Source organism: Maribacter flavus (genome assembly GCF_008386635.1).
Lineage (GTDB): Bacteria > Bacteroidota > Bacteroidia > Flavobacteriales > Flavobacteriaceae > Maribacter > Maribacter flavus.
This window is the reverse complement of sequence record NZ_VUOE01000001.1, coordinates 122,370-141,548: the sequence shown is the minus strand read 5'-3', so window position 1 is coordinate 141,548 and position 19,179 is coordinate 122,370. Positions and strand designations below refer to the sequence as shown.

Here is a 19,179-nt window from a genome sequence, read left to right as displayed (position 1 = left end):
TGCCTAATTCTTATTGACCCTGAAGGTAATCCTACGGTTGGTGATGATTGTTCTAGGGCCTACCGTCAGTGTTGCTGGGGAAGAGACCGTATTCCCACATACAAAGGTATCGCTGGCAATAAGGACCCGGTATTGATAGCCGTTCTTGTCCACTTCAGGGGTAATGATTGTGAGGGTGTTGGTCGTTGTTCCGCTGTATTCGGGTCCGTCCGAAATATCCGTAAAGGTAGTGCCCCCATCCGTGCTGACTTGCCATTGGTACGTATCCCCGTCATCGGTCGACGAAAAAGTGTCGTTTGTGTTTACAAAAGTATGCGAATTTGCAGGTGCTACCGTGATTGTAGGTACGTTTCCTGCTTCTTGGAATTCAGGCGTGCCATTGGTATCCATATCGGCAGGAGTAGGGTAGGCCGCTGCTACTACTGTGCCATTGGCGTTTACGGAAGGTACACCGGAACCGTAGACCATGTCGTCGCCTCCGTCGGCATTGATGTTGTTGTAGGCCTCATTTGAGTCCGAGCAACCATCGTTGTCCGAGTCAAGTTCGTAACTGTCTATTACGTTATCAGAGTCACTGTCCATTCCACGACAGGAAGAAATGGTAAAATTAATGTCATCAAAAAATGAATAATTTTCTCCATCGTCATCTATTTGATTATATACATAGACCCTTAATGTATAGGTAGTATCTGGTAAAAGTGGTATAAAAGTTTGGTCCATGAGGTCAAATACCTGATATGTAGTGGCATTGTTGGTTATGACCAAATCTTCCTTAGTAAGTATACTGCTAATGAAACCATCAGCCGATAAGAAAGCACTCATGGTATAGGAGTCACCGCCGCTAGGTTGATACCAGCCCCAGTTTATATTGTGCAATATGGGGTTGGATAGATTATCTGCCGTGGTAAAGGACACTTCTATATAGTCATTATTATATAAGGCCTCTTCAAGGGAAGTTGATGGCATATTGTCTATTTGAACCGCGCTAAAGGGAGTACTCGCGGTTATACCGCTATATGAAAGGTTTGAAGTAGAGGACAAGAACCAGGAATTTAATTCAGGATTACTGGTGTTATCCATGGCCAATGTTCCTGAGGGTGTATTTAAATACCAACCAAAGGTACCATTGGTAATTGTTCCATTCGATTCCGTGCAATCAAGAATACCATCATTATCATCGTCAAGATCTACGACGTCGATTATTCCATCGTTGTCAAAATCATTGTTTACGATAATAGCCACGGAAGGTCTGTCCAAGCTAAGATTGCTGTCCACCTGATTTTGGGTATTTAAGGCAATATTTGCCAAATGGCGTATTTGGTTGGGTAACGAATTAAAAACAGCCACAGCGGTAATAGTAATAGTCTCCAACTGTCCGCTGTTCAAAGTACCTACGTTCCAATTGGGAGATGTCCATGAACCTGTACTGGGCGATGCCGATAAAAGGGACAGTCCCGTTGGCAATGCATCGGTCACTACCAAATTGGTGGCGGGATCTACACCAAAATTCTGCACGGTAATGGTAAAGGTGATATTCTCCCCTTCATTGATCATAGTTTGGTCCGCGGTCTTTATGAGTTGAATATCAGGATTGCAATAGTAGGCTGCCAAGGTGTTGGAGTCATAGGTACAGGGGCCTTTGGTCACGCGTACATAGTAATCACCGGCCACTGTTGGGTTATAGGTGTCCGAAGTGGCGCCAGAAATGGGGTTGCCTTCATAAAACCACTGGTAGGCATCAAAGACTTCTCCAACAACTTCCAAATTGGAACCTGGTAAACACTGCGTACCGGTAATCTGAAGGTCTACATTGGGTGCCACGTCAAAGCCGGAAAAATACCCAGCGATACCCCGGTTGCCATTTGCTCCAAAGAACCCTACCGCTATGGGACCGGTGGATTGAACGTCCACGTTTCCAGTTAAGTTGGGTATATAGAAAGTTTTCCAGTCTGTATTACCAGAAATTGTTAAGGCTGCGGGTTTGGTGACTGCACCACTACCATCTGTCACTACAATGTTGGCATCTGGGGTTGTTGCGGATGCAATGATCGTGATACCACCATTTAAGGTAGTTCCAGCGGCATCGGTTATATCTGGAATATTGTCGACTTTATCCGGTATCAAACAATTTAGGGGAGCAACAAAATTTAATCCAACGGTCTGCACTCCGGTACTGCCCGCCAAGTTTTGATAGGCGTATGCGTCCTTGGATGTTCGAACGTACATATTGGCGCCCGGGCTAGCACTTGAATAATTGGTGCCGGGCACTATAAAATAATCCCCTTCATTGATGGTGGCCATTGGAGTCGTATTTCCATTGACAAATATTTGTGTGTTGTTCTGGGTGGCGATGATTATGGGAAATTCGGTACTATCCTGACCACCGCCTCTTATGAATACATAATCCTTGCCCAAATTGTCTTCCGGTACAGGTTGGTCGATACCGGCGTCCCTACTGCTAGAGGAGGTTGGTACCACACCGTAATTAAGACCACCATTGCTTATGACTATATTTTTGTCCGACGTTATGGAGGCGCCCAACCAGCCATCCACGTTCGCAGCAGTTTCCGTAGTGTAGGCTTCGAGTACAAAACTTTCGCCTGCGTTTAGCACAACTTGGATAGCATCGTCCAATATGCCATCCCTGTCGTTTTGCAAACGGAACTCGCAGCCTGGGTTGTACCCAAAAATATCCACCGTGGTGTTGTTTTCCGTGGCCATTATGCCCAAGGAGGTCGAAATGTCACTGGTAGTGGCATAATTAGGCGCACCGCCCCATTTAAAGTTGGTTCCCATCGCTTGTCTACCTTTTGATGTCAACGAAGTGGATTGGGCTCCGCTACTGCCCCGATAGTTTACATAAAACCGTTGGCCACCGGTAGATTCAAATCGAAGTCCGCCCGTTGTAATGACAATACCCGTATCGTTGTTCTGAACCATGGTAATGCCATTATCGCCATTTGGTAAATCATATCTTGCAGGAGTTGCATTTGAAATACTGAAGCTTGCTATGGGTATAGTACTTGTGCCTCTATAGGCATTTACTGTAAAGGCCGTGCTCTCAGGGGTTGACATATAAATGGCCTGTTCCTTAACGGAACTATTATTACTTCCTTGTTTTAAGGGAGGCAAATAATGTAAGTCGCTCAACTGAGCGTTACTTTTTAAAATTCCAAAAATCAAAAATAGGATCAGTAACCCTAATTTTTTTATTTCCATACCTAGAAGTACTACGTCTCAAAATAATACGAATACCACCGCATGGACAATCTTTTGTTGTGAACGGGCCAATCCCGTAAACCAAAACTTCGATAAATGGTGTGGAATACTTAAAATGACCTGATTTTCCTTACGTTGGCAGCTGATCCTTAATAAGTAAAAACTAATTTTTATTAACCCTAATAGTTATTCTACGGTTGGTAATGATGGTCCTGGGGCCTACCGTCAGTGTTGCAGGGGAAGAGACCGTATTCCCACATACAAAGGTATCGCTGGCAATAAGGACCCGGTATTGATAGCCGTTCTTGTCCACTTCAGGGGTAATGATTGTGAGGGTGTTGGTCGTTGTTCCGCTGTATTCGGGTCCGTCCGAAATATCCGTAAAGGTAGTGCCCCCATCAGTGCTGACCTGCCACTGGTACGTGTCCCCATCATCGGTCGACGAAAAAGTATCGTTGGTGTTCACAAAAGTATGTGAATTGGCGGGTGCCACCGTAATTGTTGGTACGGCACCCGCTTCTTGGAATTCAGGGGTTCCGTTGGTATCCACATCGGCCGGGGTAGGGTAGGCCGCTGTAAATACGGTTCCATCCGGGTTTACGGTTGGTATGCCGGAACCGTAGACCATGTCGTCGCCCCCATCGGTATTTGGGTCGTTATAGGCTTCATTGGCATCTGAGCAGGAGTCGTTGTCCGCATCAAGGTCCAGATGGTCCGGGAATCCGTCGGTATCGCTTTCACAGGAGACAGGGTATAGGATTGAGAATGGGATATTCTGTTTGGTTATCGAAGGCCCTTGGTACTGAACGATCAAATTATCGCCTCCTGTAAGTTCAAAGAAGACTATTTCCAACCAATGAACTCCAGCCGAAAGTGCTATGGTGCCGGATTCCTCGTTCATGGCGTGTAGGCCGTCATTGTCAACCACTTCTAGGGCATCAATATATAGCTTAGATCCATCATCTGAATTTGTAAAAAAGGTGTAGCTGCCGCTCGTGGCTATTTCAATATACCCGGTATACCGAACCGAATACGTTTCGCCATCCCCGGGCGTATGGGTGGCCGCCAAACCGGATACATCGATGTTGGTTGCCACTCCGGTTGCGAGTGCCCCAGAGGTAGGAATGTTATCTACCGTGTTGCCTGCTGGCGATACATTGTAAAACTCATAATCCAATCCTCCTGAGCAACTATTGAGTTCCGTGGCATCATAGATTCCGTCGTTGTCATCGTCCTCGTCCGAAAGATCGACAACGCCATCATCGTCAAAATCGTTATGGATAATGACGGATACGTTTGGATTGTCCGAAGTGATATTATTATCGGTTTGATCCTGACTGTTGGTGACCGAATTTGTGACCGATACCGCTGGAATAACCGAATTGTTTGCATCCGCCACAGCTGTAATTGTCAGCGTTTCCAATTGGCCACTGTTCAAAGTGCCAACGTTCCAATTGGGAGCTGTCCAACTGCCATGGGATGTCGTGGTCGATAGGATGGAAAGTCCGGAGGGTATAGGGTCCGAAACGACTAGATTGGTCGCAGGGTCGATACCCAGGTTTTCGACCGTTATGGTAAAGGTTACATTATTCCCTTCCGATACGGTCGTAACATCCGCAGTCTTATTGAGCACAATATCAGGGTTGCAATAAAATACCGATATGGAGTTCGAGTCATAACTACAGGGTCCCCTGGTTACCCTTAAATAATAGTCTCCCGCCGTAGTTGCGGTATAAGAAGACGACGTGGCCCCCGGGATCAAAGCTCCATCGCTGTACCATTGGTAGGCATCAAAGACTTCGCCCGATGCAATTTCCAATATGGCACCCGGAAGGCAACTGTTGCCTGTAATTTGTAAATTGATATTGGGAACGGTATCAAAACCCGAATAATATCCGGCTAGACCCCTTGCCCCATTGAAACCGAAAAAACCAACGGCTATGGGTCCGGTAGACTGCACACTTACATTACCGGTTAGACTGGGAAGGTAAAAGGTTTTCCAGTCCGTCGTACCGGCAACGGGAGAGGAGGCTGGAAGCGTTACAACGCCCCCACCATCAGTTACGGTTATGTTGGCATCTGGAGTTGTCGTAGCGGCAATGATGGTCACCCCACCGGTAATGGAAACCCCTGCCGCATCGGTTATGCTGGGAATGTTGTCCATGGAATCGGGCAGAAGACAATTTACAGGGGCCACAAAGTTCAGGCCTTGGGTATAAGCTGCCGTTGACCCTCCCACACATTGGTAAGCATATACATCTTTTGAAGTTTCAATATACATGTTCGCCCCTACTGAGTTGGATGAGTAGTTGCTACTGGGTACCTCAAAAAAATCACCTTCGTTCAACGTAGCAATGGGTGTTGCCGACCCATTGACAAAAATTTGGGTATTGTTCTCGGTTGCAATAATTAATGGGAACTCTGTCCATCCATTGCTATTTCCATTTCCCCTAACGAAAATATACTCCTTGCCCAATCTATTTTCAGGTACGGGTTGGTCAATGCCCGCATCCCTGTTACTATTGCCTACTTGTCTACCATAATTAAGGGAGCCGTTGCTAATCACAATATCTTTGTCGGAAACGATAGAGGCACCGATCCATCCCCTTTCATGTGCCAAGGTAGGTGAGTTTCCAATATAGGTTTCATAGACGAAGGACTCATTTGCATCAAGGGTTATTGTGTGGGAGTTTGCTGTAATTCCTGCTCTGTTGTTACCCACCCTAAATTCACAGTTGGGGTCATAACCCGAAAGGGTAATGGTCGTATTATCTTCTGTTGCCATAATCCCCAAGGTGTTTGATTTGGAAACATGGCTGCCCAGGTTGGGTACGCCCCCCCATTTAAAATTGGTTCCCATGGCTACTCTTCCCTTTGAGGTCAAGGATGCCGCCTGTGAACCTGAACGGCCCCGATAGTTTACGTAAAATTTTTCCCCTCCCGCAGATTCAAACCGGAGTCCACTATTGTTCAAGACCACCCCGGTGCTGCTATTGGTCACCAAAGTGATATCATTATCACCATTGGGAAGGTTATAGATGGCAGGTGCTACATTGGAAATGGTAAACGAAGTTATGGGAACGGGATTCGTACCCCGATACACATTTACGGTAAACGCCGTAGTTTCCGGTGTTGAAAGGTATACTGCCTGTTGTTGAATGGCCCCATTATTCTGTCCTTGCCTTAAAGGTGGCAAATAATGCAGGTCGCTCAATTGGGCATGGGAATATCCAACAACTAAAAAAAGTACCAATAAAAGTGTCTTCTTTAAAGGGTACACGTTCTTTGATTTTTAGTAAACCTTTGAACTACAAATAAAAAAGGATTATAAAGGGAAGGCAAGAGTTTGTTGTGAACGGGTCAATTATTGTGGTATTTCATCGATCAAGTCAATGAAAAAGGCCTTTTTGACAAAAAAAAGCCCGTGGCACAAATGCACGGGCTTACCATATAATTTGGTTGGGTTTAACGATATAAGGTAAAATGTCCTATGAATTCCCGCTTGTCCTCTTCACCGTTTAGTTTCAGAATATACCAGTAATCTCCAGTTGGTAGATCGGTATCCTGATATAGTCCGTCCCAACCGTTCCTATCGTCTGCAAGTAGATAAACCTCACGGCCATATCTATCAAAAATCTTGATGAACAGGTCTGGGTATTGCTCAATATTTTTAGGAATCCATCGATCATTTTGTCCATCCCCATCAGGGGTAAAGAAGTTGGGTATTTCAATATCGATGAACTCCATGAAAATGGTGGCCATCGCTTCACATCCATAGACATCTACAACGCGTACCGTATAGGTATCCGTTCTGGTAATAAAAATGGTATTGTCCTCCCCATTGTTTCGATCACCAAAATAGAAGGTGTAATCACCACTTCCGCCAGATGCCACCGCCGTAATCTCATTTAGATTGTTCTGTTCTAAAATTAATTGCAGAGGTTCAAAACTTTGCACCTCAAAGTCGATGGTGTTTGTACAGCCATTGGCATGTACCAATAGAATATAATGACTTCCGGGAGCCAAATTGGCAAAATTTGGTTCTAGCACATAATCATTGGGGTCGTTTGAATCCAAGGCATACAGTACATCAACGGCCACACTTGGGTCTTCCAATACCAATTGAATTCTATTGTCCGGAGTATCCCCGGAACATTCATAGATTACCTCTGCAGTGGCATTGAGGTTGGCACCGTTTGCAACAGTAATGGTCTGATTGGTTGTACACCCATTGGCGTCCCTTGCAAAAACGATATACGTACCTCCGGCCAAGTTTTCAAAGAGCAGACGGTCCTGTACAAAATCTGCATCCCCATTGGAATTTAGTGCGGTACTGTATGGCGCCGTACCTCCCGTCACGGTAATGGAAATGGTTCCGTCCCCATCACCGGCACATATCTCCGGTGTGCTGGAAGTCTCCATTTCCAATGGTTCCGGTGCAATCAGTTCAAATTGGACAACTTCAAAACAACCGTTGCCATCCTGCACAATTACCGTATACGAACCTTCTTCCAGTTCATCAAAAGTATTTTGACCGTCAAATTGGTTCAGGTTGGGTGAAATGGCATATTGATAATTGCCCGTTCCCCCTTGAACATCCAAGGTGATGGCTCCATCATTGGCATCGGAACAACTGATTTCCGTAATATCAGGAGTTACCACCAAGGGTGCCGGTTCGTCGATTTGTATCACTTGTGAAATAACTTCACAATCCCCACTTTGTACCCTAATGTAGTAGGTTCCCATAGGCAAATCCGCGAACGTATCGTTGTTCTGGTTGGGTCGCACTTGATCCGTGGCGGCCGCATCCCTGAACAGGGCGAATTGATAGTTTCCTAATCCGCCATCGGCGTCTGCCAAAATCACGGCGGTCGCATCCCCGTTACAATTGATGAATGCTGCGGATGGGTCAACGTCCACCGTTAGCGGAGGTATATTTTCTACACCAACGGAATTGGAGAGGATGGATACACAGCTGTTGCTGTCCATGATGTAATACCGATAATTTCCGGCGGATACATTGGTGAACAAATGCGTATCTGAAGTAATGGTCTCGTTCATTGGACTGAACGAAAGGCCATCAACACTCCATTGGTAAGGGGCCGTTCCGCCCGAAGCTACCAATAGCAATTCGGCACCGTTCTGGCAGGTCATGGGCTGGTTGGTAACCAACAAGGCCTCCACATCTGAAGGTTCAATTATATCCTCATCGAAGGTAGCGGTACATCCCATATCATCGGTGACGAGAACACTATAGAAACCAGCGCCCAAATTGTTGAACGTATGATTCGTTTGGGAAACAGAGGTACTCAACAAGGTCGTTCTTGCCCCTTCGGCATACTTGTTCAGTACATATCTGTAGTTGGTCGTTACGTTTCTTGGGTTCAAGGTCACCGTAATCGAAGCATCTGTATCACCCTCACAGACCAAAGCGGTGCTTGACGAACTGCCGGTTATGGGGTCCGGTACCACCAAACTAAAGCTGTTGGTGCCGGTAAGCTGGTTACAACCCAAGGCATCCGTAACACTGACCGTATAAGTACCCGCGCCCAATCCTTGGAAAACATGACTGTACACATTGGTTCGTGTTACCGGTGTACCCAAAGCAGGGGTAAGCGTTATGGTATACGGTCCCTGTCCGCCCGCTGGCATAATGGTCGCCTCACCTTGGTCATTGGAACAACCAACGTCGGTCAAGGCAATTGGGTTCAAGGTTATCGGTGCCGTTGGCGTATTGATCGTAAATGACCTTTCCTGGAAACATTCCGGGAATGCCACTTGCGTTACCCGAACGATATAGTTGCCTGCCGCTGCCGGAATGTTGGCAACGGTACCTGAACCGGTCAATGTACCGGCATCGTCCGTTCTGGCCGTCGGAGTGCCATCGGCATTTATGATTTCCCAGTTGTAGTCTCCGGTATAGGTGGCATCGGCCACGTTGAGGTCTATGCTTCCATCATCGCCAAAACAGATGACGTTGGTAATATTGCTCAAGGTAATATCAAAAGTATTGGGTGCCGCAACGGTATGGGATACAGTCACTTCACAGCCCGTATTCACATTTAAAACAGCGAAGATATAGGTGCCCGCGGCCAAGTTCGAAAAGGTGTTACCTGCCTGATAGGCGCCCGAGGGCAATTGTCTAAATTGATAATTGGCCGGGTGGGTCGCGAAGCTGGTCATGTTGCTAACGATGTCTATGGAAATGTCCTCATCCGGGTTCGGACAACTGATCGGACTAACTACATGAACGCTAGGAGTGCCCATCAAATCGAAGGGGGCTATGGTCGCCGTGGTAGTTCCCAAGCAACCTTGGTCATCATATACATTGATGGTATACATACCTCCGGCAATATCTGTTTCAATGTATGTTGGGTTTGTTCCGGACTGTACCGTTACCGGTGCCTCTACGGCCATGGTATTTGGGTCGTCCTCCTCAATAAACTCATAACGTACGTAGTTGTTGCTACCACCTGTAACCCCGCTAATGGAAATGGATGCGTTGTCCATGGTATTACCGCTGGCACAACCAAATTCGACTACGGTCGGCGCAGGTACGCTAATAAGGGCAGGCTCACCAATCGGAATGACCACACTATCCACGGAACAGTTGTTCGTAGCGGGATTTCCCGTTACGGTCACCACATAACCACCTGCCGTGGCAGGGGCCAATCCTGTGAAGGTGGCAGAATTGCCCGTCGTACTCGATGGCAAAATACTGATAGCGGCACCGTCCATGGACGTAATCTCAAAAGTATACGGAGCTGCCGCGCCGTTGGTGGTACTAATGGTAATACTTCCATCACTGGCACCAAAACAGCTCACATCGTTCGCAATGATCGACGGTTTGATGACCGGTACGACCCTGTTAGGGACATTGATGGTAAAGTTTCGGTTACAGCTCGCACTATTGGGCGTAGTGGTATCGTAAATGGTAATGGTATAGGTACCTGGCATTGGCGCGTGATAATCGAAGGTAGTCCCAGGAACCGGACCTTGAGGTACGGCAGGGGCACCCGCAGTATTGCTGATACTGTACTCATAGCTACCAGAACCGGCCAAGACTTCGATACCGATTATGGCATCGGGCGATGCGGTACAATCCAATAGTTTAGTTAGGGTTGCATCTGCCGATAACACCGGATTTACCGTGAAATTGCTTTCAACATTGGTACATCCATTTCCGTCCATAACATATACGTCATAGGCTCCCGGTATTACATTGGTAAACACACCTCCGTTATTTTCAAAGGTCGTGGGTGCCGGATTGCCATTGATCACCATCGCATAGCGAAGGTTACCTGCGGCCGAAGCTCCAACAGCGTTCACCGTAATGGGCGAGACACAATTGTCCTGGGTCACGCTCAATGTTGGGTTGGGTGTTAAGCTCATCGTCACCGTGTTGGTCACGAAGGAACAACCGTATTGGTCAAATAAAGTTACCGTGTAATTCCCTGCTGGGGAATTCACAGGAATTTCCACCGGGTTGTCCAAAGTGCCCGTCAAGGCCGTAAACCCGGCCGGACCGGTAATGTCATAGGAGTAGGGAGCCCCACCGCCTCCTGTAATTCCGGTAATCGAAATGAGCCCTGGCAAATTACAGGAAATATCCCTGGTGGCCGTAGCTGTCGCTGATAATGGTGCCAATTCCGGCACGTAAGCGTTTTCACTCGCGCCCCTACAGGCATCCACATTGCTTCCGTCCACTTGGATCACATCCATATAATATTCACCTTCCGCTAGGGGTACGGAAGTGGTAATGCTACTATTAAAAGCTACGATTCCACCGCTGGTTTCTATAGGCGTGGTGTTGCCAAGTTCATAGATCTCCCATCGCATGTTTGGATAGGATGTTGTAGGGTTCAAATTAAAGGTGATGACACCATTTGCTGAACTATCGCAACTGGGTTGTATGTCCGTTGTGATTTCTATAGGCAGATTGATGCCCGGAATCTCGTTTACGTTGACATTACTTTGTCTGATACATCCGGCCCCGTCCCGTACGTAAAACACGTATGTTCTACCGGGAACCAGCAAGGGCACTTCGGGATACTGCGGTGTGACCGGATCGATGTTCGCAAAGGTATGGGCTGTACCGCTCGGCAAGGGTGCCGTCCATACGGCCGGATTGGCGGCAAACGTATTGAAATTGGCAGGGTCATCCGTATAGGTATATTCATAACCAGGAATTGGATTTCCTTCACTACCCTCAACGGTTACTTGCAAATCGTTACAGCCTATAATGATGGCGGAGAGGGTAATATCCAAGTCGTCCAATGGGAATGGAATGATGTATCGGTCAAAATCCTTTTGGCATACCGTTCCGCTGGCCAAAGTAACCCTAATGGAAGGGAAAACCTCAGTACCGGAGGCATAGCCTCGCAATTCATTGGAAGCCTGCCATGTAGTTCCACCATCGGCACTGTATTCGACTGTACCGGTTGGCGTAACGACATTGGCGAATTCAAATCCATATTCCAATGGATCTGGGTCGTTACAAGCTGCGGGTAATATCGGAATGATATCCGCGGTAATTTCCACGGCGTTATTGATTGTTACTATAGGAGAGACTACCGTACAACCATTGGTATCATTGATAGTGACTTGATAATCGCCCGTTCCAATGCCATTGTAGGTTAATGAAAGTGCAGAAATGTTAGAACTGTTTCTGCCATAGTCGATTCCATCAGCAGGTGTTAGGTCCATTAAGGTGTAGATGTAAGGGCCTGTACCACCCGATATAGTTATATCTATTGCTCCCAATCCATTAAAACATTCTGGGTCTGTTGGAACGGCACTAATCGATAATGCGGTAACCGGAGTAAAAATAATATCTTCTCGAACTGCCGTACATATGGCCGGAGCACCATTGTTGTCTTGGACATATACATCCCAGCCAGCTGGGTTTGCGATGGCCATGGCCTCGGTAACCGTAAGGGTATTTGTGGCACTGTACAAGCCTGCCGGACTCGTATTTGCGGGTACGATGGCGTACAATAGGGTGCCGTTTCCTCCCGTAGCCGTGGCGGTAATCATTCCATCGCCACAGGCACTAAGCGGTGTGATGTCCACATCCAACTCCAAAAGCGGACTGATGACCACCGTTTGGGTGTTGGGTGCGGTTGGGCAACCCAATTGGTCCCTTACTTCAACATCATAACTACCGGCGGAAAGCCCAGAGAAGGTATAGGAAATCGCCGATGCTGGCGTTGGCGTAATCCATGGACCTCCGTTGATCCTAAATTCATAATCCCCGTTACCTGCCGTAACATCCACTACGATAGAGCCATCGTTGGTACCGGAATAACATGCCGTAGGCGTGGTCGTGAACACGATGGCCGCAGGAGGGGTCACCGTTACTGCACTTGTCAGGGTCAATAACACTTCGCAGGCATTCGTATCCCGAACACGAACCAGATAATCGCCATCCGGCACATTGGTAAATTGTGTATTGGTCTGATAAGGAGCTATCACTGTTCCTGCAGTGTTCTCCAATTGGTACTCGTAACTTGGGTTTCCACCCGATGCCGAAGCTTCCAAAGTAGCCCCTGTGTTAAAGCAGGTATAGTCCGATATCTGGCTTAAAGCCGGTATAATGGCCGATGGTTCCGTCAAGGTAATCGGGAAGGAAACGGCGCAGGCCGTATCGTCCAATTTTCGCACTTGAACCGTATAGCTACCATCGGATAAATTTGCGGCCGTGGTCACAGGAGACGTTAAGGAACTGGTCCAGTTGGTACCGTCCAAAGAGTACTCAAAACCAATGCCGCTGGTAAAGTTGTCCACTTCAAAACGAATGTATCCATCCGCAGAACCGTTACAACTTGGGTCGGTTACCGACAATAGTTGCGCTTCAAAAGCTTGGTTGGCCTCAACGACTACGGTCAAATCTTGACTGGTCGGGCAAACGGAAGGCACTTGAAAGGCTGTAATGTCATCCAAAATAAGGTCATTGCCATCATTGCTGTTCACATTGTTCCTGAAGACGATATCAATATCTGTATTGGCACCTGGGTTAAAGGTAATGGTACGCTCGTGCCAATCTGTGTTGCTGATGTTTTTTGGAATTTCCGGCACCACTTCGCTATGTATTACAGTACCACCATTATCCAATATCTCGATCAACACCTCTGGATTGTTACCTGCACCACCCAAGTTCATGAGGTTGTAGGCCCAGAAATTCAAGGTGATTTCCTCATTGGGCAATACTTCAACATTCCTTTTCGCCCAAAGAATGGAATTCAATACGGGGCTACCCGTATCGGAGAACGTTGAGATATCGATGGCCAGGAAGCGGCCATCGGTCAACCCGGTATGATCTTGCGGACTGGTCAAGGTAGTCAAAGGATTGGTCACAAAATTCGTAACCGTATACTCTCCGTTTACCAATATTCCTGCAGGTCCACGGTTACATGGGGTCAAGGAACCGTTTTGGGGTTCAAAGCAATAATCCGGACCAATTTCACCGATCTGGGTGCTAGGTCCTGCCCCAAAGTTTTCAAAGAACAAGGTCGTCTGATCGGGTGTTATGCTACTTGAATAATCAATGGTAACGGTGTGTGTACCCGCCGCTACACCACCAAAAATATTGCTATCCCCGGGTGTGTTCAAAGTACCGTTGAGGGTATAGGTATAGTCAAAGTCGGTCGTGTTCGATGTATTTATCGTGATCGTTCCCAAGCCATCACAGTCATAATCCACCGTGTAGGAAAGATTGGGATCCGCGGCCGGCGCCGGTACCGTTAGGTCCATATCATAGCTACAGCCTAAATTGTCGCGTACGACCAATTGATAGGTTCCCGGCATTAGGTATCGCTCGTTCAAGGCAGCAAAATTGCTTCCGCCGTCGAAACTATATTCATAGGGGGCCTCACCGCCACTGGCATTTAAAATCTTGACCAAGGCACCACTTGGGTTGCACGAAGCATCTTCCACGATGGCCGCCGAGGCGGTCAAACGGAAGGGCTGGTCAATTTCATACTCCAGGGTTTCGATACATCTGGACGTTGGGGTTCCGCTGGAATCCATAACGGAAATCGTATAGAACCCGGCAGGAAGGTTTACAAAGGTATTTTGGGTTTGGAAGGTTACACCGTCCAAACTGTATTGATAGGGCGACGTTCCGCCCGTAACGTTTATCGTTAAGGATGATGTGGACGAATCCGCACAAATGATGTCCGTGTGGGACGCCGATATGGACGGAGTACCCAAAAATTCGATTTCCACCGAATTCGAAATGGCATAACATCCACTGTCGTCAAACACGATGAATTCATAAACTCCTGCATCTGAAGCATCCGAAAATGTAAAGTTGCTGGCCGTCTGGATATCCGTTACCAGAATGTTCAGCATATTTGGCGGACTTGGATACAGATCGGTTCCATCCTTGCTCCAAATGGCCATAAAATAGTCGGGGTTGGGTTGCCCACCATTTGGGGTCAAGGTGATTACCCCTGGATTACAGGTAATGTTATCCGTAGTAACAGCACTTAACGTAAGTTCCGGTATTTCCGCTACCGTAATGTTCTGGGTATCGGTACAGCCATCATCGGTAGTGGTGATTACGATATAATCACCGGCATTTACACTGGTAAACGAATAGGTATTATCAGGGGAAATCAGTTGACTGTCCACAAAAGTGCCCAATCCACCGTTGCTGCCGTCGTCCAAACGAAGTTCATAACTGTAATTTGGCAATACGTTCAAGGCTTGGATGTTAATGGCTCCCGGGGCACCGCATTCCGCCGCAACGGTTGTAATGTTTACCTGGAAGTCGCGCTCCAAAATCCCGATATCCTCTGTGGTAAAAATACAGGCACCGTCCATTGGATTTCCTGTAATTGGATCTAGCTGTGTTACTTCCACATAGTAAGACCCGCTGTTCGTAATATCAAAACTAGGCCCGTTGTTGGCCGAAAAAGGTACGACAACGGAATCATCCGAAGCATCCACCAACTGAAAACCATATCCCGATCCAACATTGGTGATACGAATGTTACCTGGCGTACTGCAAAGAATATCATCCGAAGTATAATCAAGATCCAACGTATTTTTGAACACGTTGAAATAAAAACGGCTAAAACATCCGTTCAAATAATTGATGACTACGCGGTACTCACCGCTATCGGTTATGGTAAAATTGTCCTGTACGGCCATATTTGTCCAAGTACAGGTCCCATTTTTGTTTGCACAATCATCTCCCGTAGCCGAGCAACTGCCTTCGTCCAATTTTTGCCAAACGATGCTCTGGGCATCGGAAATGCCCAATTGCAGGGTAGCCTCGTCATTTTCACCACACAAAAATATTTTGGGAAGTAAGTCCCCATCGATGGAACAGGTTACGATTTCCCCTTGGATATCGTTATCCGGATTGGGGTCCGCGTTAACCATATTGAAATAGTCGATAATGGGGTTGGTCTGGGTGGTCCCAAAACGTTCTACGGTAATCAGTTCCACCAAATCCAAACAACCGGAAGCACCGGATTTTTCAACGATGTAGTTTCCAATATCCGTTACCAAAAGTGTCGCGGGATTATTGTCCGGATTACCATCATTGATCGCAGGTTCCCCGGCGTCTATTTGTCCGTTGCCGTTGGCGTCGATGGCCCAGGTATAGGTGGCAAAACCACTTCCTGCGGTTAAGATGGCGAAATCACCACATAGCTGAACGGTACGTGCCACGTTACAGTTTGCCAAATCACTTAAAATGTCATTGGTAGCAACTTGAGGAGGTACGTCACAAGGGGAGGTTGAATTTGCCCCGCCCTCATCCGTAAAGGTGGCGGGATTCAATGTACCCTGATAGGTAGAATAAGCCTCATTGACCAGGGTGCCCGAACAGGCATCCACAAAATCTGAACAATTTCCGGAAAGGGTCACCATAATACGTATGGTATACTCAGGGTCTCCCACTTCCACCAAATTATCCGGTACTTGAAATACGATTTCATTGGTTACAGGATCGTGGTTGGAGGTAACCCCCGGAGCATCGGAAGTATTGATGCCATCCAAGGCTACATTCGCTGGAAGTATATTTCGTATGGAATAGTTTGTGGCATCGTCATCGCCCGTATTTTGAAAACGAAGCACGTATTGGAACGATTGGCCTAAGTTTATGGACTGTCCCGTTAGGGATGCCCCACCCAAGTTTTCTGAGGTGTTGCCCAGCAAAATTTCAGGAGCGAACACCTGAACATAGGATGCCGCGTTTACGGTTCCGTCAGTAGGGTCTACTGCAGGAACACCTGCCCCATATACACCATCATCGCCACCATCGGCATTACCATCCTTATAAAATTCGTTGGCATCGCTACAGCCATCGCCGTCGCTGTCCAAATCCAAATGATCGGGAATTCCATCATTATCGGTATCGCAACCTGCGGTCAATAGTACACCCCGCATATTTGTTGGTCCTACCACTTGTTGGCCAATGGTGAACGAATTACTTCCAGAAGGATTCCATGAAACAGGTGCCGGTGGCGTGTCCAAGAACATGGGTTCCAAAGGACCGTTGGAGCTTCTTGCCCCAAAAATCTGAAATTGTCCGGATTGATCAATAATCACCCTAATCGTTGGGCTTCCGTTGGAACTGTTTACGGTCCAAATATTTGGGTTTCCGGCCTGTCCGTAGGTAGTACCATCCGTAAATCGTGCAAAATTTCCTGCCGCACCCAATTGGAACTGGATTTCACCCGCTACATCATTCCCGTTTAGGTTTAGATTAAACGAGTTATCCACGCTGAAAATATCTACGATCAGATAATTGTCCACACTGACCAAAGGGCTGGTATGGCCATTTCCATTGGCGATGTTGAAGGCCAAGGTATCACATTCATCCTCGTCATAAATTCCGTCATTGTCATCATCCAAATCAGTGATATCCCTGACGCCGTCATTGTCCGTATCGTTATGGACCGTAATCAATGCGGTAGGGCTGTCCGGTGTGGTATTAGTATCCGTTTGGTCTTGGGTATTGGTAACGGTATTTATTAAACCTAAAAGAGGTAGGGTATCGATTTCATCTGCGCGAACGGTAAGTTCTAGTTGTGCGACGTCCCCGCCATTCAAGGTGCCAATATTCCATGTACTACCACTCCAAGTACCATGGATGGTAAAAGCATTTTCCAAGGTGAGTCCGGCTGGAATGTTATCTGTAATTCGGAGGTTTGTAAGGGGTCCAATTCCATTATTTCTTACCCGTACCGTAAAAGTGGCCGTTTCCCCTTCCATGATTTCATCATTGTCAACGGTCTTGGTTAGGACTACATCCGGGTCGCAATAAAGCGCCTGAATGGTATTACTATCATAGGTACAAGGTCCTTTGGTACCTCTTACGAAGAAGTCACCAGCTCCAGTAGGAGCATAACTAGGACCGTTTGCCCCAGGAATTAAAACACCATCCTCATACCATTGGTACGCATCGAAATTACTTGTTGCTTCAAAAATTTCAGAACCTACAAAGCATCCAGATCCTCCTCTAATTTCCAAGGTAACCTCTGGCACCGTATCAAATCCAGAGAAATAACCTGCGACTCCTTGATTATTGTTTACACCAAAAAATCCAACGGCCATGGGTCCGGTGGATTGCACGCTCACGTTTCCGTTCAAATTGGGAACATAAAAGGTTTTCCATTCTGAAGATCCCGCCACTGGGCTTGATGGCGGTAGTGTAACAGGTCCATTACCATCCGTTATCGATATATTTGAATCCGGGGTATTAACTGCAGCAATTATTGTGATTCCACCAGTAACAGTTGTTCCTGCTATGTTCCTAATATCCGGAATATTGTCCATGACATCGGGTAACAAACAATTTACAGGAGCCACAAAGTTCAATCCCGCTGTTTGAGCACCGCTACTTCCGGCCAAACATTGATAGGCATATACGTTCTTTGAAGTTTGCACAAACATATTAGCCCCTACAGTACTGGATGAATAATAACTACTGGGAACTTCAAAAAAGTCACCGTTATTAAGAGTAGCCAATGGAGTTGTACTGCCATTGACAAATATTTGGGTATTGTCCTCCGTAGCGATGAGCAAGGGAAATTCCGTCCATCCATTAGTATTACCATTGCCCCTTACGAAAACATAATCTTTTCCGAGTCGGTTTTCAGGAACCGGTTGATCGATACCCGCATCCCTATTACTATTGTTTACTTGACGACCAAAGTTGACCGAGCCGTTACTTATAACAATATTCTTGTCGGATTCAATAGATGCTCCTATCCATCCTTGCTGTTGCGCTAGAGAAGGCGGATTAACATTTCCGATATAGTTTTCAAAAACAAAGGATTCGTTGGCGTCTAAAGTGATGGTGTAGGTATCGGCTGTAATGGCGTTTGCATTATTGCCAATACGAAACGTACAATTGGGATCATATCCAAATACGCGTACCGTAGTGTTATCCTCTGTTGCCATGATACCCAAGGTATTGGATTTGGATGCGTGCCTACCCCCTAAATTGGGAACACCGCCCCACTTAAATCGGGTACCCATTGCCTGCCTACCTTTGGCCGTCAATGATGCAGCTTGGGCAGATGATTTTCCTCGATAATTAACGTAGAATCGATTGCCGCTTGGGGATTCGAAACGTAACCCACTGTTGTTTAGAACAACGCCTGTATTGGCATTGTTCACCAAGGTAATATTGTTATCTCCATTGGCCAGAGTCCAAGTGGCGGGACTAATATTTGAGATGTTAAAGGAAGCTATTGGGGTTGGGTTTGTACCTCTGTAGGCATTTACCGTAAATGTAGTAGGCTCAGGCGTGGAGAGATAGATTGCCTGTTCCTGTATACCTTGGTTGTTCTGTCCTTGTTTTAAGGGTGGTAAATAGTGAAGGTCGCTCAACTGCGCGTTACCGGTTATCCCTAAGACTAGTAATAAAACAAAGAGAATTCTTTTCATTTTTGATAAAAGCGTGAGTTACAACTCCCAAAAAAAACTCATTACAGTATT

Annotated in this window: 3 protein-coding genes; all 3 read right to left on the bottom strand. The window is 46.8% G+C overall.

Annotated elements, in window-relative coordinates; translation table 11 throughout:
- Positions 1–3: 3 nt before the first annotated feature.
- On the bottom strand, positions 4–3,150 hold the full coding sequence (locus F0361_RS00590; protein ID WP_246160782.1) for a DUF11 domain-containing protein: 3,147 nt from the start codon (positions 3,148–3,150) through the stop codon (positions 4–6).
- A 232-nt stretch (positions 3,151–3,382) separates the two neighbouring features.
- Positions 3,383–6,499, bottom strand: a complete 3,117-nt coding sequence (locus tag F0361_RS00585; RefSeq protein ID WP_161598178.1) for a PA14 domain-containing protein — start codon at positions 6,497–6,499, stop codon at positions 3,383–3,385.
- A gap of 185 nt (positions 6,500–6,684) precedes the next feature.
- The gene (locus F0361_RS00580) at positions 6,685–19,128 is read right to left on the bottom strand and encodes a T9SS type B sorting domain-containing protein (RefSeq protein ID WP_154916784.1); all 12,444 of its coding nucleotides are present in this window, start codon (positions 19,126–19,128) and stop codon (positions 6,685–6,687) included.
- Between the last annotated feature and the right edge of the window lie 51 nt (positions 19,129–19,179).